Origin of the sequence: Pseudomonas veronii, assembly GCF_002028325.1 — a bacterium.
GTDB classification, from domain to species: Bacteria; Pseudomonadota; Gammaproteobacteria; order Pseudomonadales; family Pseudomonadaceae; genus Aquipseudomonas; species Aquipseudomonas veronii.
Genome location: NZ_CP018420.1, coordinates 5,437,779 through 5,463,479, shown reverse-complemented (window position 1 = coordinate 5,463,479; position 25,701 = coordinate 5,437,779). Strand labels below are relative to the sequence as shown.

The 25,701-nt window shown below is 61.8% G+C and carries 21 protein-coding genes; 3 read left to right on the top strand and 18 right to left on the bottom strand.

Annotation, left to right across the window (positions count from 1 at the left end; genetic code table 11):
• Positions 1-107: 107 nt before the first annotated feature.
• On the bottom strand, positions 108-2,108 hold the full coding sequence (locus tag PverR02_RS24965; RefSeq protein ID WP_227778713.1) for a hybrid sensor histidine kinase/response regulator: 2,001 nt from the start codon (positions 2,106-2,108) through the stop codon (positions 108-110).
• 313 nt (positions 2,109-2,421) lie between these two features.
• On the opposite strand from PverR02_RS24965, the gene PverR02_RS24960 reads away from it, so the two are divergent.
• Both PverR02_RS24960 and nadA read left to right on the top strand, forming a co-directional pair.
• Positions 2,422-3,378, top strand: a complete 957-nt coding sequence (locus tag PverR02_RS24960) for a hypothetical protein (RefSeq protein WP_407691831.1) — start codon at positions 2,422-2,424, stop codon at positions 3,376-3,378.
• 241 nt (positions 3,379-3,619) lie between these two features.
• A complete protein-coding gene (gene nadA / locus PverR02_RS24955; protein WP_017847137.1) occupies positions 3,620-4,678 on the top strand; it encodes a quinolinate synthase NadA in 1,059 nt (352 codons plus the stop codon).
• A gap of 63 nt (positions 4,679-4,741) precedes the next feature.
• On the opposite strand, the gene PverR02_RS24950 is transcribed toward nadA, so the two are convergent.
• From PverR02_RS24950 to arcD (PverR02_RS24895), 12 genes are all read right to left on the bottom strand, one after another.
• Complete coding sequence (locus PverR02_RS24950; RefSeq protein ID WP_046382260.1) at positions 4,742-5,230, bottom strand: RDD family protein; 489 nt, start codon at positions 5,228-5,230, stop codon at positions 4,742-4,744.
• 105 nt (positions 5,231-5,335) lie between these two features.
• Positions 5,336-5,551, bottom strand: a complete 216-nt coding sequence (locus tag PverR02_RS24945) for a cold-shock protein (protein ID WP_017847139.1) — start codon at positions 5,549-5,551, stop codon at positions 5,336-5,338.
• A gap of 389 nt (positions 5,552-5,940) precedes the next feature.
• Positions 5,941-7,065, bottom strand: a complete 1,125-nt coding sequence (gene gcvT, locus PverR02_RS24940) for a glycine cleavage system aminomethyltransferase GcvT (protein WP_079444587.1) — start codon at positions 7,063-7,065, stop codon at positions 5,941-5,943.
• Between the two features lie 39 nt (positions 7,066-7,104).
• Entirely contained in the window at positions 7,105-8,481 is a 1,377-nt protein-coding gene (locus PverR02_RS24935; protein WP_057004524.1) for an L-serine ammonia-lyase, read from the bottom strand.
• A 165-nt stretch (positions 8,482-8,646) separates the two neighbouring features.
• Positions 8,647-11,487, bottom strand: coding sequence for an aminomethyl-transferring glycine dehydrogenase (gcvP, locus tag PverR02_RS24930; RefSeq protein WP_046382262.1), 2,841 nt, complete (start codon positions 11,485-11,487; stop codon positions 8,647-8,649).
• Between the two features lie 10 nt (positions 11,488-11,497).
• Positions 11,498-11,881: a glycine cleavage system protein GcvH gene (gene gcvH / locus PverR02_RS24925; protein ID WP_079444586.1), complete on the bottom strand. Its 384-nt coding sequence runs from the start codon at positions 11,879-11,881 to the stop codon at positions 11,498-11,500.
• A 413-nt stretch (positions 11,882-12,294) separates the two neighbouring features.
• Positions 12,295-13,803 carry a sigma-54-dependent transcriptional regulator gene (locus PverR02_RS24920; RefSeq protein WP_079444585.1) on the bottom strand — a complete coding sequence of 503 codons (1,509 nt, stop codon included), beginning with the start codon at positions 13,801-13,803 and terminating at the stop codon, positions 12,295-12,297.
• Between the two features lie 119 nt (positions 13,804-13,922).
• Positions 13,923-14,285, bottom strand: coding sequence for a DUF5064 family protein (locus PverR02_RS24915; RefSeq protein ID WP_079444584.1), 363 nt, complete (start codon positions 14,283-14,285; stop codon positions 13,923-13,925).
• A gap of 18 nt (positions 14,286-14,303) precedes the next feature.
• Positions 14,304-15,233, bottom strand: a complete 930-nt coding sequence (gene arcC, locus PverR02_RS24910; RefSeq protein ID WP_017847146.1) for a carbamate kinase — start codon at positions 15,231-15,233, stop codon at positions 14,304-14,306.
• 185 nt (positions 15,234-15,418) lie between these two features.
• Complete coding sequence (locus tag PverR02_RS24905) at positions 15,419-16,429, bottom strand: ornithine carbamoyltransferase (RefSeq protein WP_017847147.1); 1,011 nt, start codon at positions 16,427-16,429, stop codon at positions 15,419-15,421.
• Positions 16,430-16,498: 69 nt separating this feature from the next.
• On the bottom strand, positions 16,499-17,755 hold the full coding sequence (gene arcA / locus PverR02_RS24900) for an arginine deiminase (RefSeq protein WP_017847148.1): 1,257 nt from the start codon (positions 17,753-17,755) through the stop codon (positions 16,499-16,501).
• 24 nt (positions 17,756-17,779) lie between these two features.
• On the bottom strand, positions 17,780-19,207 hold the full coding sequence (gene arcD, locus PverR02_RS24895; protein ID WP_026140052.1) for an arginine-ornithine antiporter: 1,428 nt from the start codon (positions 19,205-19,207) through the stop codon (positions 17,780-17,782).
• A 440-nt stretch (positions 19,208-19,647) separates the two neighbouring features.
• Here arcD (PverR02_RS24895) and arcD (PverR02_RS24890) point away from each other — a divergent pair, with 440 nt between their 5' ends.
• A complete protein-coding gene (gene arcD / locus PverR02_RS24890) occupies positions 19,648-21,075 on the top strand; it encodes an arginine-ornithine antiporter (RefSeq protein ID WP_046382266.1) in 1,428 nt (475 codons plus the stop codon).
• Between the two features lie 59 nt (positions 21,076-21,134).
• Here arcD (PverR02_RS24890) and PverR02_RS24885 read toward each other — a convergent pair whose 3' ends face one another.
• The 5 genes from PverR02_RS24885 to PverR02_RS24865 all read right to left on the bottom strand — a co-directional run bounded on the left by PverR02_RS24885 (position 21,135) and on the right by PverR02_RS24865 (position 25,665).
• The gene (locus PverR02_RS24885) at positions 21,135-22,484 is read right to left on the bottom strand and encodes a CoA transferase (RefSeq protein WP_079444583.1); all 1,350 of its coding nucleotides are present in this window, start codon (positions 22,482-22,484) and stop codon (positions 21,135-21,137) included.
• Positions 22,485-22,524: 40 nt separating this feature from the next.
• A complete protein-coding gene (locus PverR02_RS24880; protein WP_057004521.1) occupies positions 22,525-23,868 on the bottom strand; it encodes a sensor histidine kinase in 1,344 nt (447 codons plus the stop codon).
• A gap of 67 nt (positions 23,869-23,935) precedes the next feature.
• Complete coding sequence (locus PverR02_RS24875) at positions 23,936-24,403, bottom strand: LTXXQ domain protein (RefSeq protein WP_079444582.1); 468 nt, start codon at positions 24,401-24,403, stop codon at positions 23,936-23,938.
• Positions 24,404-24,572: 169 nt separating this feature from the next.
• The gene (locus PverR02_RS24870) at positions 24,573-25,250 is read right to left on the bottom strand and encodes a response regulator transcription factor (protein ID WP_079444581.1); all 678 of its coding nucleotides are present in this window, start codon (positions 25,248-25,250) and stop codon (positions 24,573-24,575) included.
• A gap of 7 nt (positions 25,251-25,257) precedes the next feature.
• The gene (locus PverR02_RS24865; protein ID WP_057004520.1) at positions 25,258-25,665 is read right to left on the bottom strand and encodes a hypothetical protein; all 408 of its coding nucleotides are present in this window, start codon (positions 25,663-25,665) and stop codon (positions 25,258-25,260) included.
• Positions 25,666-25,701: the final 36 nt, after the last annotated feature.

Genomic DNA, 25,701 nt, shown 5'->3' with positions numbered 1-25,701 from the left:
TTTTTTTGCCTTGTGAAAAGCCCGTGTAAGCTGCCAAGTCCCACCACATGCAACCCGCCTTCCGATGCTGAAAGGCGACAGCGTGCTGATCCTAAAGTCGCGTCGACCTACTCCACCCCCATCAAGCCGCCCAGACGGCCCTTGACGACCTTTTGCAGGAGCAAGGCCAGCGTCTCGGTGGCATAGGGTTTCTGCAGCAGTACAAAACGCTTGGCTTCTTCTTGGGCAATGCGCGCGTATTCGTCGTTGTAGCCGGTGGTGAGCACCACCGGCAGCCATGGATAGAGCGCCTCGATCGCGTCGAGCAGTTCCAGGCCGCTCATGCCGGGCATGGAGATGTCGGAGAACACCACCTGGAAACTTTCCGGGTTGGGGGCCAGGGCTTCCAGTGCGCTCTTGGCGTCCGGCACCCACAACACGTGAAAGCCCATCTGTTCCAGGGTCTGCGAGGTGTAGAGGCCAACGTCAGCATTGTCCTCGACCATCAGCACGCACAAGTTCGAGACGATCGGTACGCGATGGTTGTCCTGGGCGGTCGGGATCGTGCTGGCCTCGACCTTGGGCAGGTACAACGTAAACTGGCTGCCTTTGCCGCGTTCGCTCTGCACCAGAATCTCCCCGCCCGACTGTTTGGCAAAGCCGAACACTTGCGACAAGCCCAGCCCGGTGCCTTGGCCGATGCCTTTGGTGGTGTAGAAGGGTTCGAAGATGGCGTCGAGTTTTTCCGGCGCAATGCCTGATCCGGTGTCGCTCAATGCGATGGTCACGTAGTCGGCGACCCGCCCCGGGTGGGCGCGCACCGACGGCAGCCAGGCGGCTGTCGCGACCTGGATGGTCAAGTGGCCATTGCCGGCCATGGCATCCCGCGCATTGACCACCATGTTCACCAGTGCGGTATCGAACTGGCTTTCATCGGCGTTTATAAAGCAGGGCTCATCCGGCACTTCGATGGTGACCTTGATCCGCGAGCCAGTCAGGCTGTCCATCATCTCGCCCACCCGCAACACGCTGTCGCCGACATTGAATACTTCCGGGCGCAGGGCCTGGCGGCGGGCGAAGGTCAGCAGTTGCGCGGTCAGGCGGGCGGCGCGGTCGACGGTGCTGGCGATGGCATCGATGTATTTGATGCGCCGCACTTCGCTCAGGGATGGGGTCTTGAGTAGGTCGGCGCAGGATTTGATTACCGTCAGCAGGTTATTGAAGTCGTGTGCGACGCCGCCGGTAAGTTGGCCAATGGTTTCCAGTTTCTGGGATTGGCGCAAGGCATCTTCCGACAGGCGCAGGGCGTCCTTGGCTTCTTCTTCGGCCTGGATATCCCGGCCCACCGCATGGATGTAGTCGCTGTCGGGTACGGCGGTCCAGGCGATCATGCGATAGCTGCCATCCTGGTGGCGGTAACGGTTCTTGAAGTTGGGGAAGTTCTTGCCGTCTCCCAGGCGGCTGACTGCCGATGCGGAGTCGGCCAAGTCGTCCGGGTGAACCAGGGCAAGCAACTGGCTGCCCACCAAGTCGTGTTCGGCGTGGCCGAGCATGCGAGTCCAGGCTGGGTTGACGGCGGAGATCACGCCGTCGAGTTGGGCCACCAGCATCAGGTCCGGGGACAGGCGCCAGATGCGGTCGCGGTCGCGGGTGCGTTCCACCACCCGCTGTTCCAGGGACTCGTTGAGCTTGCGCAGTGCTTCTTCGGCTTCACGCAGGGCCGTGATGTCGCGGGATACGCAGAGGATCTGTTCCGGCCGGCCGTTACTGCCCAGGATCGGGCTCACCTGTACATGCCACCACTTCAGGTTACCGGCCAGGGTCTGGGCCGGGCCGATAAAGCTGGCGCTCTCGCCGTTTCTGGCGGCCTGTACGGCGGCCTTGGCGTCTAGGTTGCCTTGATCCTGCCAGAAATCGGGCCAGGAGCAGCCACGGATGGTGTTGAAGTCACTGACCTCCATGATGTTTCGGCCGCCTTCGCTCATGAACGTGAGGCGGGCATCGAGATCGAGTACTTGGATGCAATCGTTGATGCTGGCCAGTACGCGCTCGGTGAACGCTTCGTTTTGGCTCAGGCCGGAGGTGGCCAGTTCGCTGACCTCAGAGCCCATCCCGACGGTGCTATTCATTTGAGTTTGGCCGAGCGGGTTAAATGGCCTTCATCATGTCATTAAGATACCTCCCCCCACCAGCGACTTCCTTACGCACTGCACTGCTTTTGCTGTGGGAAGGCATTGGATAATGCCGGCACGTTCTGTACATATTCCTACGAGCGATCGCGCGGTATGTGTGGCGTTGACTTACAGCTCCTGAGTCTGCGTGATGCGGTAAAGAGGCGGTTTTTTTGATGTGGCTCTTTGCCACTTATTTCGGCTTTAATGCTGTCAATACGCGGCGTATCTTGGCTAGATTGGAGGCTAAGCTTTCAAGACATGGACTGTCATGACTACGCTAACTCCGATCATCGCTAGCAATCCCCTCATTGTTCGCGCTGTAGCCACACCGCTCGCCATTTCGGCGAACACTGTCGATGTCTTGCCGGTGCGACCAGCGTCGGTGGTCAGCCTCGGTAATCCGGCTGCCGATGTCGTTGATATCTACTCCCGAGACGGGCAAATGCCGGGTCGGGAAAGTGTGCGGGCCTGGGAAAATAGCAGCCAGGACGCAGTCAGCAAGATCATCAACACCCGCTTTAACTCGACCTCCACGGCCAGTCGCTACAGCGGCTTGGGGGCAGCATTGGTGGCGCAGTTCGCCAAAGGCGGCGGCGCGGACATTTCACAGTCGGTGCTCAACACCACGGCCGACCGGGCCGGGAGCGATAAAGGCTTGCTGACCGGTCTGGCGGACTTCAAGGCTTCCATCAAGCAGGCCGTAGACAGCTCCAACCCGATACGCCCTTCAGAGGTCGACAGCTTTTCTTACAATGTGTCGCAAAAAAACCAGGTTAATGGTCGCAGCAGCGCGGATCGCAGCGTCACACAGAACCAGCAATCGGTGCTTTCGGCGAGCTTCCACAAAGGCCTTGATGGTGGGAAACCGCCGGTGTTTGATGGCAGTCGCGAATCGCAGAATTACCTGTATGTGCAAGTACAGGACAGGGCCAGCAGCACCGCGAGCTTTGCCTATACAGACAGCCAATTGCCCCGTGCTTCCGTCACACAGTCGGCTTCCCAGAATACCCACACGCAGAAGTATGTGATGGCCAACCTGGTAGAAGACACCGTGGTGCCGAAGGAAGGCTCATCCAAGCGTGACTACCTGGCGCTGCTCGAACACGCGGGCAGGGAAAGCAAAAAATCCAAGGATGCGCTGGAGCAGTCGACGTTGAAGGATGCATTGGCGAAGATGCATGACTCAGTCCTGTTGCAGGATGATCCGGATGTGCTGATGCGCTGAGGTTCATCGTGGTCAACGCGCGCAGCCCCAGTGATGCGCCTTCGCGTTTTTTTTTGCCTGACAGATGCGTCGCGCCATGCCAGATTAGGCTTTTGAATCCATTCGATATTCTGTAGCCTTGCGCAGCTTCACCTTAACCCGTGCTTGATGACATCATCACTTCGTCCGGCGGCGCCTGAAGGGCTCCAGAGCCGGTGGTACACTCGACTTTCGCGCAACGGCGCCTGCAGGTCTTGCGAACATGACGCAAATTTCCGAACGCCTTCTGGTTCAAGCCCACCTCGACGCCAAGCAGCCCAAGGCCCTCAGTGCCGAGGAAGAAGCTAGCCTGCGTACCGCCATCGCCGCCGAGCTCAAAGCTCAGGACGCGGTGCTGGTCGCCCACTTCTATTGCGACCCGGTGATTCAGGCCCTGGCCGAAGAAACCGGCGGCTGTGTCTCCGACTCCCTTGAAATGGCACGCTTCGGCGCTGCTCACCCGGCCAAGACCGTACTGGTCGCCGGTGTGCGTTTCATGGGCGAGACGGCCAAAATCCTTACCCCCGAAAAACGCATCCTGATGCCGACCCTGGAAGCCACGTGCTCCCTCGACCTGGGCTGTCCGGTGGAGGAGTTTTCCGCGTTCTGCGATCAACACCCCGAACGCACGGTGGTGGTGTATGCCAACACCTCGGCGGCGGTCAAGGCGCGGGCGGACTGGGTGGTGACTTCCAGTTGCGCGCTGGAAATCGTCGAAAGCCTGATGGACAACGGCGAGACCATTATCTGGGGGCCGGACAAGCACCTGGGTACTTACATTCAGCGCCAGACCGGTGCCGACATGCTGCTGTGGGACGGTGCGTGCATCGTCCACGAAGAGTTCAAGTCCAAGCAGCTGGAAGACATGAAGGCGCTGTACCCGGACGCGGCGATCCTGGTCCACCCGGAATCCCCGACCTCGGTGATCGAACTGGCGGATGCAGTGGGTTCCACCAGCCAACTGATTGCCGCCGCTCAGCGTTTACCGAACAAAACGTTCATTGTCGCCACCGACCGCGGCATTTTCTACAAGATGCAGCAGCTGTGCCCGGACAAGGTCTTCGTCGAAGCGCCTACCGCCGGCAACGGCGCGGCGTGCCGCAGTTGCGCGCACTGCCCGTGGATGGCGATGAATACGCTGGAGCGCACGCTGCAGTGCCTGCGTGAGGGCAGTAACGAGATCTTCGTCGAGCCTTCGGTGATCCCGCAGGCGGTGCGCCCGCTCAAGCGCATGTTGGACTTCACCCAGGCTGCGCGCCTGAAGCTGGCCGGCAACGCCTGACCCGGTCGAACATGTGGGAGGGGGCTTGCCCCCTCCCACATTTTGATCCGCACCAGCAGGGCGTTATTTTTTCCGCTTCGGAACCTGCACCAACTGCGTGTCAGAATAAATGTCGTGCCAGCTGCGTTTCTGCTTGTCGAACAGTGACCAGATAAACCCCAGCCCCACGCACAACCACGATGCAATCGACACCACGAAGCGCAACAGCGCCTGCCACAGGCTGATCCGCGAGCCGTCGGCGTTCTGTACGCGCACGCCCCACACCTGCATGCCCAGGGTCTGCCCGGAATGGGTCCAGAACTTGGCGAAGAAGCCAAACAGCACGAAGAACAGAATCGTCGACAGCAGCGGGTCGCCGTCCAGCGCGCCGGATTCGGTGAGGGTACGCATTTTGGCTTCGCCCACGAATGCGATCCACACCAGCTTGTAGAGAAAGGCCGTGACAATCAGTAGCGCCGTGCAGAGGAGGAAGTCATAGAACATCGCTGCCAGACGACGGCCCAGGCCAACGGCGGGGAATTCGCCTTGGGGGCTCAGCAGGGGTTTGGACATGGCCGGCTCTCTGAAGAAAAAAAGCATTTTACGGCGCAATGCCCTTACCGCGCCCATAAAAAAGCCCCTGATGTCACCATCAGGGGCTTTTTGTCGCAGGAGGGATCAGCCTTCGGCGATCACTTCGTCAGCCTGCATGCCTTTCTGGCCTTGCACGGCGACGAAAGACACTTTCTGGCCTTCTTTCAGGCTCTTGAAGCCGTTGCCCTGAATAGCGCGGAAATGCACGAACAGATCCGGACCGCTTTCTGGAGTGATAAAACCAAACCCTTTCTCGTCGTTAAACCACTTGACGGTACCGCTCTGACGTTTATCCGACATTTTCTTATTTCCTTGACGCTAAAAATGAATGACAGCCCCTTTCGCATGAAAGAGTACTGGGCTGGGTTGCAGGAAAGTAAGAGACGTCGAACGGGTTGTAGCAAACTTTGGCTACTGCCCAGGTCCAGGTTCCAAGCGACCCATGCAAACACAGTGAGCAAACTCTACGTCAACTAATGGAGAAAAAACAAGCCCTGCGCAAAGCCCAGCTTTTGCTCGGCTTTGTGGCACTTGGGGGAACAATGGGCGGACGACTTATTCGATAGAAATGGTCACTTGTTATAGGTTGACCCCTATAACAATGACTATCGTCAATGCACTGTTTTATGGCGGTTGCGTTACAGATTAGTGCGCGTTAACGCAACCGCGTTACTTATAGAAACAATCAATCAGCCGCGGTAGTACCGTTGCGGCACAAATGGCATTTTACTTACACGAAGTGGCACCTTTTTCCCACGCACCAGTGCAGAAACTTCGGTATCCAACGCAGTGAACGCGCTGTCCAGGTAGGCCATCGCCAACGGGCCGCCGAGGCTCGGGCCAAAGCCGCCGCTGCAGACGCTGCCGACCACGGTGCCGTGTTCGTCGACGATTTCCGCACCTTCACGCACGGGTGTGCGCTCCTGAGGCAGCAGGCCGACACGTTTGCGGCTCACACCGGCTTGCTGCTGGGTAAAGATCCGGTCGGCGCCGGGAAAGCCACCGGCACGAGCGCCGTCGGCGCGACGGGCCTTGGAGATCGCCCAGAGCAGGCTGGCTTCGATCGGGGTGGTGTCGGTGTTCATGTCGTGGCCATACAGGCACAGGCCGGCTTCCAGGCGCAGCGAGTCGCGGGCGCCCAGGCCGATGGCCTGGACTTCGGTCTCGGCCAGCAGGCTGCGGGCCAGGCTTTCGGCGTGGGTGGCGGGCACCGAGATCTCGAAGCCGTCTTCACCGGTGTAGCCGGAGCGGCTGACGTAGCAGTCCACGCCCAGCAGGCGCAGGGACGTGAATTGCATGAAGGTCATCTTGGTCACTTCAGGGGCCAGGCGTGCCAGCACTTTTACCGCTGCCGGGCCTTGCAGGGCGAGCAGGGCGCGTTCTTCGAACAGCGGCTCGATGCTGCACTGGTCGCCAATCCTGGCACGCAGGTGCGCCAGGTCCTGGTCCTTGCAGGCCGCGTTGACCACCAGGAACAGCTCGTCGTTCCCCAGGTTGGCCACCATCAGGTCGTCGAGAATACCGCCCTGCTCGTTGGTGAACATGGCATAGCGCTGCATGCCTACGGGCAGGTCGATGATATCCACCGGCACCAGGGTTTCCAGGGCCTTGGCGGCATTGGCGCCGGTCAGGCGGATCTGGCCCATGTGAGACACGTCGAACAGCCCGGCCTGATCACGGGTGTGCAGGTGTTCTTTCATCACGCCCAATGGGTATTGCACCGGCATGTCGTAGCCGGCGAAGGGCACCATGCGCGCGCCGAGTTCGATGTGCAGCGCGTGCAACGGGGTTTTCAACAGGGTTTCGGTGGACATATTCAGCTCCTGAAAAACGTGCGGACGCGCTTCTAAGCGTCAGCACTCGATAATGTTGACCGCCAAACCGCCACGGGCGGTTTCCTTGTATTTGCTTTTCATGTCGGCGCCGGTCTGGCGCATGGTGCGGATGACCTTGTCGAGGGACACAAAATGCTGCCCATCGCCGCGCAAGGCCATACGCACTGCGTTGATGGCTTTGACCGAGCCCATGGCATTGCGCTCGATGCAGGGCACTTGCACCAGGCCGCCGATCGGGTCGCACGTCAGCCCGAGGTTGTGTTCCATGCCGATCTCGGCGGCGTTTTCGACCTGGGACACGCTGCCGCCCAACACTTCGCACAGCGCTCCGGCGGCCATCGAGCAGGCCACGCCGACTTCACCCTGGCAGCCAACCTCGGCACCGGAGATCGACGCGTTTTCCTTGTACAGAATCCCGATCGCGGCGGCGGTGAGCAGAAAGCGCACTACGCCGTCTTCACTCGCGCCGGGGATAAAGCGCATGTAGTAATGCAGCACCGCCGGCACAATCCCGGCCGCACCGTTGGTGGGCGCGGTGACCACGCGCCCACCGTTGGCGTTTTCTTCGTTGACCGCCAACGCGTACAGGTTGACCCAATCGAGTACCGACAACGGGTCGCGCAGGGCCGACTCCGGGTTCTTGCACAGCTGGCGATGCAGGGCGGCGGCACGACGCTTGACCTTCAAGCCTCCCGGCAAGATCCCTTCATTGCGACAGCCAGCGTCCACACAGTCCTGCATCACCTGCCAGATCTTCAGCAGGCCGTTGCGGGTTTCGGCTTCGGGGCGCCAGGCACTTTCATTGGTCAGCATCACCTGGCTGATGGACAGCCCGTAGGTGGCGCAATGACCGAGCAAGTCCTTGGCGCTCTTGAACGGGAAGGTCAGCGGCGTGGCGTCTTCGACGATCCGGTCGGCGCCGGCAGCGTCTTCATCTACCACAAAGCCACCGCCCACCGAGTAGTACTCGCGGCTGCGGATCTGGATGCCGGCGGCGTCGAAGGCACGGAAGATCATGCCGTTGGGGTGATAGGCGAGGGGTTTGCGAATCATCGCCAGGTGTTCTTTCTCGTTGAACGCAATGCTGTGTTCGCCGAGCAGGTTCAAACGGCCGGCGCTGCGCATCTGTGCCAGGCGCGTGGCGACGGTTTCTGTGTTCACGGTGTCCGGGTGTTCGCCTTCCAGGCCGAGCAACACGGCCTTGTCGCTGCCGTGGCCTTTGCCGGTGGCGCCGAGTGAGCCGTAGAGTTCCACCTTGACGCAGGTGGTGGCGCTCAGCAGGTCGTCACGGCGCAAGCCCTCGACAAAGCGCGCGGCGGCGCGCATCGGGCCGACGGTGTGGGAGCTGGAGGGGCCGATGCCAATCTTGAACAGGTCGAACACGCTTAACGACATGAGTTGTTCTCCAGGTTCTTATTATTCTTGAGGTCATACGCGGTCAAGTGTGGGAGGGGCGGTGCGACGATTCGACTTGCCCCCGATGAGGGGGTGTCAGTCACCAGATCTATCAACTGACACTCTGCCATCGGGAGCAAGCCCCCTCCCACATTCTTGACCAGGTTATGCGTAGCTCTCGATCGAAGGGCAGGCGCACACGAGGTTGCGATCGCCGAACACGTTGTCGACCCGGCCGACCGGCGGCCAGTACTTGCCGTCGATCAACGACGCCAGCGGGTACACCGCTTGTTCACGGCTGTAAGGGTGGCTCCATTCGCCCACCAGTTCCGCCGCGGTGTGTGGGGCGTTTTTCAGCGGGTTGTCGTCCTTGTCCAAGGTGCCGTTTTCCACCGCGCGGATTTCTTCGCGGATGGCGATCATCGCGTCGCAGAAGCGGTCCAGTTCTTCCCTGGATTCGCTTTCGGTCGGCTCGATCATCAAGGTGCCGGCCACCGGGAACGACATGGTCGGCGCGTGGAAGCCGAAGTCGATCAGGCGCTTGGCCACGTCATCCACGCTGATGCCGCTGCTGTCTTTCAACGGGCGCAAGTCCAGGATGCATTCATGCGCCACCAGGCCGTTGCTGCCGGTGTAGAGCACTGGGTAGTGCTCTTCCAGGCGACGGGAAATGTAGTTGGCGTTCAGGATCGCCAGCTGCGAAGCGCGCTTGAGGCCCGCGCCGCCCATCATGCTGATGTACATCCAGGTGATCGGCAGGATGCTCGCGCTGCCGAACGGCGCCGCGCACACCGCGCCTTCCTTGCGTGCCATGGCCGCGTGGCCGGGCAGGAATGGGGCCAGGTGGGATTTGACGCCGATCGGGCCAACGCCCGGGCCGCCGCCGCCGTGGGGGATGCAGAAGGTCTTGTGCAGGTTCAGGTGCGAGACGTCGCCGCCAAACTTGCCCGGCGCGCACAGGCCGACCATGGCGTTCATGTTGGCGCCGTCGATGTATACCTGGCCGCCGTTGTCGTGAATGATCCCGCAGATTTCGCGGATACCTTCTTCGAACACGCCGTGGGTCGACGGGTAGGTGATCATCAGCGCGGCGAGGTGGTCGCGGTGCTCGATGGCTTTGGCGCGCAGGTCTTCGATGTCGACGTTGCCGCGCGCGTCGCAAGCGGTCACCACCACGCGCATGCCGGCCATGTGGGCGGTGGCCGGGTTGGTGCCGTGGGCCGACGACGGGATCAGGCAGATATCGCGGTGCTGATCGCCACGGCTCTGGTGATAGGCGCGAATCGCCAACAAGCCCGCGTATTCGCCCTGGGAACCGGCGTTCGGTTGCAGCGAGATGGCGTCGTAGCCGGTGGCCGCGCAGAGCATGGCTTCCAGGTCGGAGGTCAATTGCAGGTAGCCGGCGCTTTGTTCGGCCGGGGCGAACGGGTGCAGGGCACCGAATTCGGCCCAGGTCACCGGGATCATTTCGCTGGCGGCGTTGAGCTTCATGGTGCAGGAGCCCAGCGGGATCATGGTGCGGTCCAGCGCCAGGTCCTTGTCGGCCAGCTTGCGCAGGTAGCGCATCAGCTCGGTTTCCGAGTGATAACGGTTGAACACCGGGTGGGTCAGGATCGGCGACTGACGCAGCAGCGCGGCCGGCAGGCTGCCTTCGACCTTGGCGGCGAAGTCCGGCAGGGCTTTACCGTCGGCAAACAGTGCCCACAAGGTTTCGATATCGGCCTGGGTGGTGGTTTCGTCGACCGACAGGCCGAGACGTTCGGCGTCGACCACACGCAGGTTGATGCGCTGGGCGCGGGCCTGGTCGTGCAGGGCGGCGGTGCGGGTGCCGGTGTTGAGGGTCAGCGTGTCGAAGAAGTGTTCTTGCTCGACTTTCAGGCCCAGGGCGCGCAGGCCGTTGGCCAGGATCGCGGTCAACTGGTGAATGCGCTGGGCGATCTGGGTCAGGCCTTTGGGGCCGTGGTACACGGCGTACATGCTGGCGATGTTGGCGAGCAGGACCTGGGCGGTGCAGATGTTGCTGGTGGCTTTCTCGCGGCGGATATGTTGCTCGCGGGTCTGCATGGCCAGGCGCAAGGCCGGCTTGCCGAAGCGGTCGACCGAAACACCGACCAGGCGGCCCGGCATGTCGCGCTTGAACGCATCCCTGGTGGAGAAGTACGCCGCGTGCGGGCCGCCGAAGCCCAGCGGGACGCCGAAGCGTTGCGCGCTGCCGATGGCCACGTCGGCGCCGAACTCACCCGGCGGGGTCAGCACGGTCAGGGCCAGCAGGTCGGCGGCCACGGCCACCAGGGCGTTGGCGGCGTGGAAGCGTTCGGTCAGCTCGCGATAGTCGAACACGTCGCCGTTGCTGGCCGGGTATTGCAGCAGGGCGCCGAAGAACGGGCTGACATCACTCAGTTCGCGTTCATCGCCCACCACCACGTCGATGCCCAGCGGCTCGGCACGGGTGCGCAGCACGTCGAGGGTCTGCGGGTGGCTGTGGATCGAGGCGAAGAAGGCATTACTGGCCTTGTTCTTGCTCAGGCGCTTGCAGAAGGTCATGGCTTCGGCGGCGGCGGTGGCTTCGTCGAGCAGCGAAGCGTTGGCGATCGGCAGGCCGGTGAGGTCGCTGATCAGGGTCTGGAAATTCAGCAGCGCTTCCAGGCGGCCCTGGGAAATTTCCGGTTGGTACGGGGTGTAGGCGGTGTACCAGGCCGGGTTTTCGAGGAGGTTGCGCAGGATCGGCGACGGCGTGTGGCAGTTGTAGTAGCCCTGGCCGATGTAGGTCTTGAACAGTTGGTTCTGGCTGGCGATGGCTTTGATCCTGGCCAGGGCCTCGGCTTCGCTCAAGCCATCTTCCAGGCCGAGCACGCTGGTGCCCTTGATGCTTTCCGGGATCACACTGGCGCTCAGGGCTTCCAGGGAGTCGAAGCCCAGGCTGGCGAGCATCTGCTGCTCATCTTCCTGGCGCGGGCCGATGTGGCGGGCGATGAATTCGTTGGCGGTGCTCAAGTTGATCGTCATGGCGCGCTCCTCAGGCTTCGGCGGTGGCTTTGATCAGGCGGTCATACGCATCCTGATCCAACAGCGTAGTCACTGCGTTGGCATCGGCGGGTTTAAAGCGGAAGAACCAGCCTTCGCCCATCGGGTCTTCGTTGACCAGTTCCGGGCGGCCCTCCAGCTCGGCGTTCACTTCGAGCACTTCACCGTCCAGGGGCATGTACACGCCGCTGGCGGCTTTGACTGACTCGACGGTGGACGCCTCGGCGCCTTTTTCGTAAGCCTGCAACTCTGGCAGTTGCACGAAAACCACATCACCCAGCGCATTTTGCGCGAATGCGGTGATACCCACGGTGACGCTGCCGTCAGCTTCGGCGCGCAGCCATTCGTGATCTTCAGTGAAACGCAACTCGCTCATGGAAACTCCTCGGGGCCAGATTCGTCTGGTGGACGGGATTGGAATAATGGGGAGTTGCTTAGCAATATCGCGGCCAATGTCATTAAGTGTTTATAAATCAATGACTTGATAAAAATGACGAATGCGTTGCCGGCTGAGGTTGTAGCGATTTCGCTACAGTTCGGCGCTGGAAAAAAAGCCTATGTGGATCAAAGCCTTGCATGGCGCGCAAAAAGCAGGGTTGTAGCGATATCGTTACGCTGTAGCGCTTTCAGTACAGTTGATGTCGTTCTCAGACCCAATTTGGAATGCGAGCCCTGTAGGCGCGAGCTTGCTCGCGAAGATCGTCAACGATGATGTGGGAAGCCTGGATGAACGCGGTGCCCTTGGGTTTTTCGCGAGCAAGCTCGCTCCTACAGTGGACAGCGCCCCGCTCAGGGTTTGTTGGGGATGCCGTATTTGCGCAGGCGATGGGCGATAGCGGTGTGGGAGGTTTGCAGGCGGCTTGCCAACTGGCGGGTCGAGGGGTAGCTGGCGTAGAGCTTCTCCAGCAGGCTGCGTTCGAAGTCTTCCACGGACTGTTCCAGGCTGGTGATTTCGCTGTCGCTCTGACGTGCGACCGAGGTGCCGGCGATGTCCAGGTCGCCGATGTCCACCAGGCTGCTTTCACAGATGGCGGCGGCGCGGAAGATCACGTTCTGCAACTGCCGCACGTTGCCCGGCCAGCGGTTGCCGAGCAAGGCCGGGTAAGTGCCGGGGGCCAGGCGGCAGACCGGGCGCTGGATCTGCGCGCAGGCTTGCTGCATGAAGTAGCGCGCCAGCAGCAGGATGTCCTGGCCGCGCTCGCGCAGGGGCGGCACTTCGACATTGAGGACGTTGAGGCGGTAGAACAGGTCTTCGCGAAAGGTGCCCTCGGCGACCATCTTCTCCAGGTCGCGGTGGGTGGCGCTGAGGATACGCACGTTCACCTTCACTTCGCGGTCGCCGCCTACCCGGCGAAAGCTGCCGTCGTTGAGAAAGCGCAGCAGCTTGGCCTGCAGGTACGGCGACATTTCGCCGATCTCATCGAGGAACACCGTGCCCTGGTTGGCCAGTTCCATCAGCCCCGGCTTACCGCCGCGCTGGGCCCCGGTAAAGGCGCCGGGGGCGTAGCCGAACAGTTCGCTTTCGGCGAGGTTTTCCGGCAGCGCCGCGCAGTTCAGCGCCAGGAACGGCGCACTGCAGCGTGCGCTGATGGCGTGGCAGGCCCGCGCCACCAGCTCTTTGCCGGTGCCGGTCTCGCCCTGGATCAACAGCGGCGCATCGAGTACCGCGACACGCTGCGCGCGCGCCTTGAGGGTGCGGATCGCCGGCGACTCGCCGAGCAGCGCATCGAAACCTTCTGCATGGTCGTGGTGCAGCGCCGACAATTGTTCGCCGATGCGGTTGGGCTGGTAGAGGCTGAGCAGGGCACCGGCATCGGTGATCGGCGTCGCCTCCAGCAGCAAGGTCTGGCCGTTGACGCTGATCTCGCGCAGAGGCAAGCGAAAGCCTTGCTCCAGCAAGGTGTCGAGCAAGGCCGGATCGTTGAACAGTTCGCTGATGCTTTCGCCGGCCGGTTCGCGACCGTACAAGGCGATCAACGCCGGGTTGGCCAGCAGGATCTTGCCTGCGCTGTCCAGGGCCAGCACCGGGTCGGTCATGGCCGCCAGCAGGGCGTCGAGTTGCAGGTGGCGGCGTTGGCCGGGGAGGATGTCCACCACGGTCACTGCCTGCACGCCGTTGACGCTGAACAGCGCGTCCCGCAACTCTTCGAGGACTTCGGCGCTCAGGGTCGGCGCGTCGATGTAGACGTTGGGCGGCACCATCTCGACCGCGTCCAGGTTGAGATTGCGCCCACCGAGCAAGGCCAGGACTTCCTGGGTAATGCCGACGCGGTCGATGAAGCTGACGTGGATACGCATGGGGCGGCTGACAATTCTGGGGAGCGAGAGGCGGCAAGTATGCCAGACAGGGGGGGAGATCAAAAATGGGGGAGGGGCGGTGCGACGATTCGACTTGCCCCTCCCACATTTGGACCGAGTTATGCGAGGTGTTCGGGTTTGACGGGGTCGCCGGGCTTCACATTCAACTGATGCCGCACATCTTCGAACATCGAGTCGTACTGCTTGTGCATCTCGCCATTGAGTGTCGCGCTCTTCGGCATCCCGTACTTCTGCGCGATATTCATCGCGTGCCGGGCAAAGTCGAAGGCCTGGTCCTTGGGCAGGAAGAATTCTTCCTTGAGGTCCTTGCCCTGCACCGACCCATGCAGGGTGAACAGCATCCCCTGGCCTTCCTTGGGATGCTGGCTGATTTCATAGTCGATGCACAGGTTGTAGCTGTAGTCGCCGTCGTGCAGCGCGTGACGTTCGATGTGCAAGTGCCCGGGTGCAAAGGTAGCCATAGGCGTTTCTCCTCAACTTCACAGATAACGGATGCCAGGGGTCGCTGTGCTGACACGGGTGCCGGCGGTGCCCTGGACGATGGCTTCGATGTCCGAGAGTGAACCGATCACCGCGGTTTTGCCAGTCTGGCGGGCGAACTCGCAGGCCGCTTGGACCTTGGGCCCCATGGAACCGGCGGCGAAACCGAGTTTTTCCATGTCGTCCGGGTGGGCCTGGCTGATAGCCTTCTGGGTGGGTTTGCCGTAGTCGATAAACGCCGCGTTGACGTCGGTGGCGATCACCAGCAAATCGGCTTCCAGTTGCGAAGCCAGCAGCGATGAGCACAGGTCTTTGTCGATGACTGCTTCAATGCCGCGCAGTTTGCCGTCTTCGCCATACATCGTCGGGATACCGCCACCGCCGGCGCAGATCACGATGCTGCCTTTCTCCAGCAGCCATTGGATCGGGCGAATTTCAAAGATGCGTTTCGGCCGCGGGCTGGCCACCACGCGGCGGTATTTATCGCCATCCGGGGCAATGGTCCAGCCTTTCTCCGCGGCGAGTTTCTCGGCTTCGGCCTGGGAGTACACCGGGCCGATCGGTTTGCTGGGTTTTTTGAAGGCCGGGTCGTTGGCGTCCACTTCGACCTGGGTGAGCAGGGTGGCAAACGGGACTTCGAAGTCCAGCAGGTTGCCCAGTTCCTGTTCGATGATGTAACCGATCATGCCTTCGGTTTCGGCACCGAGCACGTCCAGCGGGTACGGCGAGACGCTGGTGTAGGCCGCTGCCTGCAACGACAGCAGGCCGACTTGCGGACCATTGCCGTGGGCGATCACCAGTTCGTTGCCGGAATGGATTTTGGCGATCTGTTCGGTAGCGATTCGGATATTGGCGCGTTGGTTGTCCGCTGTCATGGGTTCACCACGGCGGAGCAGGGCGTTACCGCCCAGTGCAACGACGATACGCATAATGCAATCCTTCTAGAGTTCAGCGTGTGAACACAGGACTAAGTGTGGGAGGGAGCGTGCTCCCGATGGCGGGCTAACATTCAATACTTGTGTCGACTGATACACCGCTATCGGGGGCAAGTCGAATCGTCGCACCGCCCCTCCCACATTTTGACCGTGTTCCTACAGTAGGCGTTGTGTCGAAATCAGATATCCGCCAACGCCGACACCAGGATCGCCTTGATGGTATGCATGCGGTTTTCCGCCTGTTCAAAGGCAATGTTGGCCGGGGATTCAAACACCTCTTCGGTCACTTCCACGCCATTGGCCAGGTTCGGATAACGCGTGGCGATGTCCTTGCCAACCTTGGTTTCGCTGTTATGGAACGCCGGCAGGCAGTGCATGAACTTCACCCGGGGGTTGCCCGAGGCTTTCATCATCTTGGCGTTGACCTGGTACGGCAGCAGTTGCTCGATACGCTCGTCCCACGCTTCCACTGGCTCACCCATGGACACCCAGATATCGGTGTGGATGAAGTCCACGCCCTTCACCGCTTCAAGAGGGTCTTCGGTGATGGTGATGCGCGCGCCGCTTTCTTCGGCAAAGGCCTGGCACTGTTTGATGAAGTCTTCGTGGGGCCACAGGGCTTTCGGCGCGCCGATACGCACGTCCATGCCCAGCTTGGCGCCGATCATCAGCAGCGAGTTGCCCATGTTGTAGCGTGCGTCGCCCAGGTAGGCGTAGCTGATGTCATGCAGCGGCTTGTCGCTGTGTTCGCGCATGGTCAGGGTGTCGGCGATCATTTGGGTCGGGTGGAATTCGGCGGTCAGGCCGTTGAACACCGGCACACCGGCGAACTTGGCCAGTTCTTCGACGATTTCCTGCTCGAAGCCACGGTATTCAATGGCATCGAACATCCGACCGAGGACGCGGGCGGTGTCTTTCATGCTTTCTTTGTGGCCGATCTGCGACGACACCGGGTCGATGTAGGTGACGTGGGCACCCTGGTCGTGGGCCGCGACTTCGAAGGCGCAGCGGGTGCGGGTCGAGGTTTTTTCGAAGATCAGCGCGATGTTCTTGCCCTTGAGGTGCGCGCGCTCGGTACCGGTGTATTTGGCGCGTTTGAGGTCGCGGGACAGGTCCAGCAGGTAGTGCAGCTCGCGGTTGGTGTGGTGCATCAGCGACAGCAGGCTGCGGTTGCGCATGTTGAAAGCCATGGTGGATCTCCTTGTGTTCAGGTTATCCCCTTGGCCGACGCCTTGTGGGCGGCGGCCAAGGCCTGGAAATTAATAGTCGATAGGGTCGCGGATGATCGGGCAGGTCATGCAGTGGCCGCCGCCACGGCCACGGCCGAGTTCACCGGCACTGATGGTGATGACTTCCACGCCGGACTTGCGCAGCAGGGTGTTGGTGTAGGTGTTGCGGTCGTAGCCGATCACCACGCCAGGCTCCAGGGCCACGACGTTGTTGCCGTCGTCCCACTGCTCGCGCTCGGCGGCGAAGCTGTTGCCGCCGGTTTCGACCACACGCAGGGTTTTGAGCTTGAGGGCGGTGGCGACCACGTCGAGGAAGCTTGCGTCTTCACGGCGCACATCGATGCCACCGGGCTTGCTGTCGTCCGGGCGCAGGCTGAAGGCGACGATCTGGCTGACCACTTCGGGGAAGATGGTGACCAGGTCGCGGTCGCAGAAGCTGAACACGGTATCCAAGTGCATCGCGGCGCGGGATTTCGGCAGGCCGGCGACGATGACGCGCTCGACGGCTTTGTGCTTGAACAGGTTCAGCGCCAGTTGGCCGATGGCCTGGCGCGACGAACGCTCGCCCATGCCGATCAACACCACGCCGTTGCCGAGCGGCATGACGTCACCGCCTTCGAGGGTGGCGTTGCCATGGTCCTGGTCCGGGTCGCCGTACCAGATCTGGAAGTCGGCGTTGGTGAACTCGGGGTGGAATTTGTAGATGGCGCTGGCCAGCAGGGTTTCCTGGCGTCGCGCCGGCCAGTACATCGGGTTCAGCGTCACGCCGCCAAAGATCCAGCAGGTGGTGTCGCGGGTGAACTGGGTGTTCGGCAGCGGCGGCAGGATGAAGCTGGAGTGGCCGAGGAAATCGCGGAACATCTCGATGGTCTTGCCACCGAAGCTGTCCGGCAGGTCATCGGCCGACACGCCGCCGATCAGGAACTCGGCGATTTTGCGCGGCTCCAGGCTGCGCAGCCACGAGCCGACTTCGTTGATCAGGCCGAGGCCGACCTGGTTGGCGGTGATCTTGCGTTCCAGAATCCAGTCCAGGGCTTCGGGGATGGCGACAATATCGGTCAACAGGTTGTGCATTTCCAGCACATCGATGTCCCGTTCGCGCATCTTGGTGACAAAGTCGAAATGGTCGCGCTTGGCCTGGGCCACCCACAGCACATCATCGAACAGCAGTTCATCGCAGTTGTTGGGGGTCAGCCGCTGGTGGGCCAAACCTGGGGAGCACACCATGACTTTACGCAGTTTGCCGGCTTCGGAATGTACGCCGTACTTCACTTTTTCCGTGGTCATTACAGATCCTCCAGTGAGCAACAATTACATAGTCAGGAAGCCGGCGTAGAGGCCATAGGCAGCCACCAGGGCGCCAACGACCACCGCAGCGAAAATCAGCTTCTCGACGTTGGTGAAAATCGGTTTGCCCAGTTCATGCTTGGCCTTGGCGAACAGGATCGCGCCAGGGGCATAGAGCAGGGCGGAGAGCAGCAGGTATTTGGTACCGCCGGCGTAGAGCAGCCAGACCGCGTAGATCAGCGCGATCGCGCCGATGATCAGGTCCTTTCTGCGCTCGGCCGGGGCGTTTTCGTAGGTCTCGCCACGTACCGCCAGCAGCAGCGCATAAGCTGCCGACCACAGGTAAGGCACCAGGATCATCGAGGTGGCGAGGTAGATCAGCGACAGGTACGTGCTGGCGGAAAACAGGGTAATCACCAGGAACACCTGGACCAGAGCGTTGGTCAGCCACAGGGCATTGGCCGGCACGTGGTTGGCGTTCTCGCGGCGCAGGAACTCCGGCATGGTGTGGTCCTTGGCGGCGGCGAACATGATCTCCGCACACAGCAGCACCCACGACAGCAGCGCGCCGAGCAGCGAGATGACCAGGCCGACGCTGATCAACACGGCGCCCCAGTGGCCCACGACGTGCTCCAGCACGGCCGCCATCGACGGGTTCTGCAGCTTGGCCAGTTCCGGTTGGGTCATGATGCCCAGGGACAGCACGTTGACCAGCATCAGGAACAGCAACACGGTGATAAAGCCGATCACAGTGGCCTTGCCCACGTCGCTGCGTTTTTCGGCCCGCGCCGAGAAGATGCTTGCGCCTTCGATGCCGATGAACACCCACACGGTGACCAGCATCATGTTGCGCACTTGGTTCATCACGCTGCCCAGGTCCGGGTTTTTCAGGCCCCAGATGTCAGCGGTGAAGATGTCCAGCTTGAACGCGAATACAGCGATCAGCACGAACAGCACCAGCGGCACGACCTTGGCGACGGTGGTCACAAGGTTGATGAACGCCGCTTCCTTGATCCCGCGCAATACCAGGAAATGCACGGCCCACAGCAGCACCGAAGCGCCAATCACCGCGGCCGGGGTGTTGCCCTCGCCAAAGATCGGGAAGAAGTAGCCGAGGGTGCTGAACAAGAGCACGAAGTAGCCGACGTTGCCCAGCCAGGCGCTGATCCAGTAACCCCAGGCGGACGAGAAGCCCATGTAGTCGCCGAAGCCGGCCTTGGCGTAGGCATATACGCCGCCGTCGAGATCGGGTTTGCGGTTAGCCAGGGTCTGGAACACAAACGCCAGGGTCAACATGCCTACAGCCGTAATCACCCAGCCAATCAGGACGGCGCCGACATCGGCGCTGGCCGCCATGTTTTGCGGCAGAGAGAAGATCCCGCCGCCAATCATTGAACCCACGACAAGTGCAACCAGTGCGCCAAGTCGAAGTTTTCCGGCAGATTCAGACATTGTATGACTCCAATGCAGGAGAAGAGAGACCACAGAATAATTCCGTGCGCTAATCAAACAGCTGACTTAGATCACATCATTGGCACATTCCATTGTGAATTAATGACTTAGAGTGAAAATGCCGTGCGCGCGATAGTGCCGCCAAGACGCTCGTCATAGAGCCTCTATGCGCTTTTTTATTGTTAAGGTTTCCTGATTGCCGGGACGTTTCAAGCTAGTCCCTTTTGGTGAATGTGCAAACTTTTTCCGGGCCGGCTTGGCAAGACGCTCAAAACCTTAAAGTTCAATACTTATTTAATTTATAAATTTGACTAAACTCTATTTTTTGACATGCCTTTGGGTTATTAGAGCCTGCGTTTTATTCGCGATATCTGATAAACGCTAACGCGCCTGCGTAAATTAGTTGAGTACACGGTGGTTCTTTTAATTCTGGAGAATTCATGTCGCAATCGTCTGAAAAGCTTCGACTCAGCGCCTTGATCGCCCTGGTGGTGGGCTCCATGATCGGCGGCGGGATTTTTTCCCTGCCACAAAACATGGCCGCGCGCGCGGAAGTCGGCGCGGTATTGATCGGCTGGGCGATCACCGCCGTGGGCATGCTGACCCTGGCATTTGTGTTCCAGACCCTGGCCAACCGCAAACCCGAGCTGGATTCCGGGGTGTATGCCTACGCCAAGGCCGGTTTCGGCGACTACATGGGCTTCTCGTCCGCCTGGGGTTACTGGATCAGTGCGTGGATGGGCAACGTCGGTTACTTCGTGTTGCTGTTCAGCACCCTCGGCTATTTTTTTCCGGTATTCGGTGAGGGCAATACGCCTGTGGCCATCGGCTGCGCCTCGGTGTTGCTGTGGGCCGTGCATTTTCTGGTGATGCGCGGGATCAAGGAGGCGGCGTTCATCAACCAGATCACCACCGTGGCCAAGCTCGTGCCGCTGCTGATGTTCGTGGTCATCGCCGGCGTGGCGTTCAAGGCCGATGTCTTCACCGCCGACATCTGGGGCCTGGGCAAGCCGCATTTCGGCAGTGTGATGAATCAGGTGCGCAACATGATGCTGGTCACGGTGTTCGTGTTCATCGGCATTGAGGGCGCCAGCGTGTACTCGGCGCGGGCGCAGAAGCGCTCGGACGTGGGCCGGGCCACGGTGATCGGGTTTCTCGGTGTGCTGGCGTTGCTGGTGCTGGTGAATCTGCTGTCCCTGGGGATCATGAGCCAGGCGGAACTGGCGCAATTGCAGAACCCGTCCCTGGCCGGCGTGCTGGAGCACATCGTCGGTCCCTGGGGCGCGCTGCTGATCAGCATCGGTTTGGCGGTATCGCTGCTGGGCGCGTTGTTGTCATGGGCGCTGCTCTGCGCGGAAATCCTCTACGCCACGGCCCATGACAAGACCATGCCGGCCTTCCTGAAAAAGGAAAACGCCAATCAGGTGCCGGTCAATGCGCTGTGGCTGACCAATGTGATGATCCAGATATTCCTGGTGATCACGCTGTTTTCCGAAAGCACCTACACCACCCTGATTTACCTGGCTTCATCCATGATCCTGGTGCCTTACCTGTGGTCGGCGGCCTACGCGGTGTTGTTGAGCGGGCGCGGGGAAACCTACGAAGGCGCCCAGCGCCAGCGTCTGAAAGATCTGCTGGTGGGCCTGATTGCATTGGGCTACGCGGTGTGGCTGCTGTACGCCGGGGGCCTGAAGTACTTGCTGCTGTCGGCGTTGCTGTATGCGCCGGGCGTGGTGCTGTTTGCCCTGGCCAAGCGCGAGCAGGGCCTGCCGTTGTTTACCCATGTGGAAAAAGGCATTTTCGCCTGTGTGATTGCGGGCGCGGGGTTGGCGGCGTATGGGCTGTATAGCGGGGTGTTGTCGTTATGAGCTGGGTGGCTTGATCGTGTGGGCCTCATCGCGGGCATGCCCGCGATGGCGGTCTCAGGTCACCAGCGAGGCCGGTGCGACCCCAATTCCCCTGCCGGCAAATCCCACTGCAACGGTGTGCCGCTGATGGTCAGCGGCGCGAGCAATCGGTGCGCCGGTCCCCAGGCGGTTTGCTCCACCACCAGCCCCTGGTCTTCGAGGGCTTCGGCCCGCAATGCCGGTTGCTCCGGAACCGGCCCGGCCTCCATCAAGCATTTTGCCGTGCGCGCCAACGATAATTGCGCCGAGCCGCCACGGCCGGACGCCAAGCGCTCGCGCAGGGCCTGGATCGCGCTGGCCGCCATCAAGTAGCCGGTGGCGTGATCCAGCGCCTGCAACGGCAGCGGCACAGGTTCATCCGTGTGTTTCCAGACCATGCCCGCGTCGGCGATGCCGCAGCTCATCTGCACCAGGCTGTCGAAGCCCCGGCGATTGCGCCACGGGCCGCTCCAGCCATAGGCGTTGAGGCTCACGTCGATCAGGCCGGGGGCGAGCTGCTGCAATGCGCTGGCGGTGTAGCCCAATTGCTCGAGGGCATCGGCGCGGTAACCGTGGAACAGGATGTCGGTGTCTTTGAGCAACCCTTCGAAAACCTGGCGGTCTGCGGCGGTTTTCAGGTCCAGGCGCGCACAGCGTTTGCCCAGGGTCATTTCCGGCACCACGCCCGGCTCGTTCCAGGTCGGCGAGTCGATGCGCAACACGTCCGCGCCCAGCCCGGCGAGAAAACGACTGGCCACGGGGCCGGCCAGCACGCGGGTCAGGTCCAGCACTTTGAGGCCGGCCAGCGGGCGAGCCGCCGAGCCGCGCCAGAGCCTGTTGGCGGTGGGTTCAAAGGTTTGGCGCTGAACCAGGTGCTCGGCATTCACCGCCAAGCCTTGGGGATGTTGCTGCCAGGCCTGCCACGACCGCATCTGCGCGGCACAACCGCCGGCATCGACAATCGCCTGCTCCAGCTCGGCAGCGTTCCACGCGGCGACCTTGCTCGCCATCTCGGCACGGTCAGCGACGTGGCCCAGCACCCGCTCGGCAGCCGCACGGTGATGCGGCGCGTTGGTGTGCAAGCGAATCCAGCCGTCGGCGCTGGCATAGTCGCCGGCCACCGGGTCCCACAGTGGCGGTACTTGCCAGCCTGTGGGGCGGATCGAAGAAGAGAACCAGAAAGACGCGAGGCGTCGGTCCACGCTCACGCTGGGCAAGCGCCCGGTCTGTTGCAGGATGAGTTGGGCAACCGCCTGGCCGGCGGCGCCGATGCTGGCGCAGGCCAGGTCGCTGACGGCGAAGATCGACGGCAGGGCGCCGGCCCCGGTCGAGGTCAGCGGGGTGCGCGGTAGATCGAGTGCGGCTTGGATGGGAGTCAGCAGGTCAGTCATCGAAGGCCCTCCATAAGAGAAGGGCCACTATAGAAGATCATCACACCGGTGTGACAACCCCCGGCGTCAATGGCAGGTCGATGCTGGCGCTGAAACCGCCGTCGGGATGATTGGCCAGGATCAGGTTGCCGCCATGCCGTTCCGCTGCGCGCCGTGCAATCGCCAGGCCCAGGCCGTGGCCCTGCGCCGTTTGGCCGGGGGCGCGGTAGAACGGCTCGCCCAGTTGGCTCAGGTGCTCGGCTTCGACGCCGGGGCCGTGGTCGCGCACGCTGATCAGAATGCGTTCGCCCAGGCGGCGCGCCTGCAACTCGATCGGTTGGCCGGGCGGGTTGAAGCGCTGGGCATTGCGCAACAGGTTATCCACGGCGCGTTCGATCATGGTCGGCCAGCCTTTGAGGCGCAGGTCGGGATCGGCGCTCAGTTGCACCACTTGGTCCGGCGCGCTGAGTTGGGCGTCCTTTTGCAGGGTCTTGAGCAGCGGGATGAGGTCGACGTCTTCGGCACTGGCGTTGTCGGCATCGACCCGGGCCAGCACCAGGATTTCGCTGATCAGTGCTTCCAGGCGGTCGCACTCGCGGGTCAGGCGCGGCCAGAGTCTTTCCCGTTCCTCGGGGCCGGCCCGCTCGGCCAGGGCCAGGGCGATACGCAGGCGGGCCAGGGGCGAGCGCAGTTCGTGGGACACGTCTCGCAGCAGCTGGCGCTGGCTGCCGATCAGGCTCTGCAAGCGTGCGCCCATGCGGTTGAAGTCGGTGGCGAGTACGCCGAACTCATCGCGGCGGTTGGCCAGTTGCGCCAGGCTGTTCTGCTGGTAGGTGGCCTGGCCGAGGTCGTGTACCGCGCCACGCAGGCGGCTTAAGGGGCGGGTGATGGACAGCGTCACCAGCAGGCTGAACAGGGTCAGCACCACCAGGGCAATCGCCAATGCGCTCAACGGCCACATCAGGCTGCTGCGGTGCCAGGCGTCCAGCTCCGGGTGGGGGATGCGATAGATCAGCAGGTAGGTGTCGCCGGTCTTTTCGCTGGTGTACTCGGCGGTCAGGCGCCGCCAGGGCAGGTGGCCGTCCTTGCTGTCGTTCTGCCGGGCTTCGAAGGCGGCGGCGCGGCGCGGAAAGGTGCCGCGGACCACGGGCTCGCCGCTTTCGTTGAGTACTTGCACGTCAATGTGATACTGACGCTTGCGCTGTTGCAGCAAGTCTTGGGCGGCGTCCTCGCCCTGGGCTTCGTAGAGTTGGGTCCACTCTTCGGCCAGGTTATTGAGGCCGGGGTGGCGGCTGAGAATCCAGGCGTCCTGGTTGAGCATATGCCCAAGCAGGATCGACAGCCCGGCAACCAAGGCGATAGCCAGCCAGAAACTGGCCAGGATGCGCCAGAACAATGAACGCACAGGAAACCCTCAAACAGGAAAAGCCCAGCGGCGCGAACCGCTGGGCTGGGGCAGTGAAGCTAACGCATTATTGCGCTTTTTGCGGCTGCTGCGCTTTCCAGGCCTGGAATTCCTTCCATTCGGCGCGGCGTTGTTCCTGTTTCTTGACGATCTCGTCGAATTTCTTCTGCTGGTCAGGCTTGAGTACGGTACGGATATCGGCCTGGGTTTTCTGCTTGCCGGCGGCGATTTCATCTTGCATGGCTTTCTGCTCAGCAGCCGGGAGTTTGTCCAGGTACTTTTTGACCAGGTCTTTGCGAGCCTGCCATTGGTCACCCATCAGCTTGCCAATTTGCTCGCGCTGTTCCTTGCTCAAGTCCAGCTGGCTGAGCGGGCCACCTTTGCCACGCGGACCGTGTTCACCGCCGTGGCCCGGGCCACCCATCATCATGTGGCCTTCTGGGCCGCCCATCGGGCCTGGGCCTTCGGGCATTGCCGCCATGGCAACGGTGGGCAGGGCAGCGGCGAACATCAGAGCGATTAGGGTCTTGCGCATGGTGATTCTCCTGTCTCTATTCCGGTGAGTCCGGATGTGAGTAGATTACGGAGATCAAGGTCAGCGGCGGTCAGGTGTGGGTAAAGCTTGGGTAAAGAGGGTTTTGGCGGCGCCTGACAAAACCCTTGGGAACGAGCAGATCAACGGTGGGATCAGTGTGGCGCGGGGTTCAGAGGCTGTAGTAGTAGCCGCGGCTGCGCAGCGCCACGATCCGTGGCCGGCCATCCGGGTGCGGGCCGATCTTCTTGCGCAGATTGCTGACGTGCATGTCGAGGCTGCGATCGTAGAGGGTCAGCTTGCGGCCGAGGGCGATCTGCGCCAGTTCCTGTTTATCCAGCGGTTCGCCGGGCTGGCGCAGCAAGGCTTCGAGCAGGCGGCTTTCGGAGACGGTGAGGGTGAATTCCTGATTGTCGATGCTGACCACGCCGCGCACCGGGCTGAAGCACAGGTCGCCCAGTTCCAGCTGGGTCGACACGGCAGCCGGGTGGCTGCGGCGCAGCACCGCGCGCAGGCGGGCAGTCAGTTCCCGCGGGTCGCAGGGCTTGGCCAGGTAATCGTCGGCGCCCAGTTCCAGGCCGAGGATGCGGTCCAGCGGCTCGCCCCGGGCCGACAGCATCAGCACCGGCAACTCCGGATGGTCGTTGCGCAATTGCTTGAGCAGCTCCAGGCCGCTGCCGTCGGGCAACATCACGTCGAGCACCACGGCCGCCGGGGCGTTGTCGGCCAAGGCTTTGCGGGCGCTCAAGCCGTCGTGGCAGGCGCGCACCTGGAAGCCTTCCTGGCCCAACCAACTGGTCAGCAGCTCACAGAGCTCCTGGTCATCATCTATCAGTAACAGCTCGCTCATGACTCACTCAATTTAGCCATTGTCGACGGCGACGGTGCCCACCGCTGGCGAAGATCCCGCACAGCAAGGCGATCAGCGCGACGGCCGCGCCGGTGACAAACCACTGCTGCTGTTCGGTCAGCCATCGGGTCAAGCCGCCGCCCTGTACCTCTTTGAGTTGCTGGGCCAGGCGTTGGTTCTCTTGGCGCAAGCGACTCAACTGGGCACTGTCACGCGCAGCATCCGTGGTTTGCAGTTGCTTGCTCAGTTCTTCACGCAGCCGTTCGCTTTCTTTCAAGCGTTGCTGCAATTCGGTGATCTGGCTGCCGGCGCTCAAGGACAGGGGCGTAGAACTGCCGGTGCTTGAGGTTTCTTCAGCGTGGGCCGTAGCCCCGATCATTAACACTGCCAACAGACACAACTGACGTAAGCGCATCGGAACTCCTGATTCCACACGAATATTCAGAACGTT

Coding starts and splice junctions, on each gene's coding strand:
- PverR02_RS24875 (WP_079444582.1), bottom strand. CDS start 24,403: ATGCGCAAGACCCTAATCGCTCTGATGTTCGCCGCTGCCCTGCCCACC.
- PverR02_RS24920 (WP_079444585.1), bottom strand. CDS start 13,803: ATGCGTATCCACGTCAGCTTCATCGACCGCGTCGGCATTACCCAGGAA.
- PverR02_RS24865 (WP_057004520.1), bottom strand. CDS start 25,665: ATGCGCTTACGTCAGTTGTGTCTGTTGGCAGTGTTAATGATCGGGGCT.
- arcD (WP_026140052.1), bottom strand. CDS start 19,207: ATGTCTGAATCTGCCGGAAAACTTCGACTTGGCGCACTGGTTGCACTT.
- PverR02_RS24905 (WP_017847147.1), bottom strand. CDS start 16,429: ATGGCTTTCAACATGCGCAACCGCAGCCTGCTGTCGCTGATGCACCAC.
- PverR02_RS24935 (WP_057004524.1), bottom strand. CDS start 8,481: ATGTCGTTAAGCGTGTTCGACCTGTTCAAGATTGGCATCGGCCCCTCC.
- arcC (WP_017847146.1), bottom strand. CDS start 15,233: ATGCGTATCGTCGTTGCACTGGGCGGTAACGCCCTGCTCCGCCGTGGT.
- PverR02_RS24870 (WP_079444581.1), bottom strand. CDS start 25,250: ATGAGCGAGCTGTTACTGATAGATGATGACCAGGAGCTCTGTGAGCTG.
- nadA (WP_017847137.1), top strand. CDS start 3,620: ATGACGCAAATTTCCGAACGCCTTCTGGTTCAAGCCCACCTCGACGCC.
- gcvP (WP_046382262.1), bottom strand. CDS start 11,487: ATGACGATCAACTTGAGCACCGCCAACGAATTCATCGCCCGCCACATC.
- PverR02_RS24950 (WP_046382260.1), bottom strand. CDS start 5,230: ATGTCCAAACCCCTGCTGAGCCCCCAAGGCGAATTCCCCGCCGTTGGC.
- arcD (WP_046382266.1), top strand. CDS start 19,648: ATGTCGCAATCGTCTGAAAAGCTTCGACTCAGCGCCTTGATCGCCCTG.
- PverR02_RS24965 (WP_227778713.1), bottom strand. CDS start 2,108: ATGAATAGCACCGTCGGGATGGGCTCTGAGGTCAGCGAACTGGCCACC.
- arcA (WP_017847148.1), bottom strand. CDS start 17,755: ATGACCACGGAAAAAGTGAAGTACGGCGTACATTCCGAAGCCGGCAAA.
- gcvT (WP_079444587.1), bottom strand. CDS start 7,065: ATGTCCACCGAAACCCTGTTGAAAACCCCGTTGCACGCGCTGCACATC.
- PverR02_RS24945 (WP_017847139.1), bottom strand. CDS start 5,551: ATGTCGGATAAACGTCAGAGCGGTACCGTCAAGTGGTTTAACGACGAG.
- PverR02_RS24915 (WP_079444584.1), bottom strand. CDS start 14,285: ATGGCTACCTTTGCACCCGGGCACTTGCACATCGAACGTCACGCGCTG.
- PverR02_RS24885 (WP_079444583.1), bottom strand. CDS start 22,484: ATGACTGACCTGCTGACTCCCATCCAAGCCGCACTCGATCTACCGCGC.
- PverR02_RS24960 (WP_407691831.1), top strand. CDS start 2,422: ATGACTACGCTAACTCCGATCATCGCTAGCAATCCCCTCATTGTTCGC.
- gcvH (WP_079444586.1), bottom strand. CDS start 11,881: ATGAGCGAGTTGCGTTTCACTGAAGATCACGAATGGCTGCGCGCCGAA.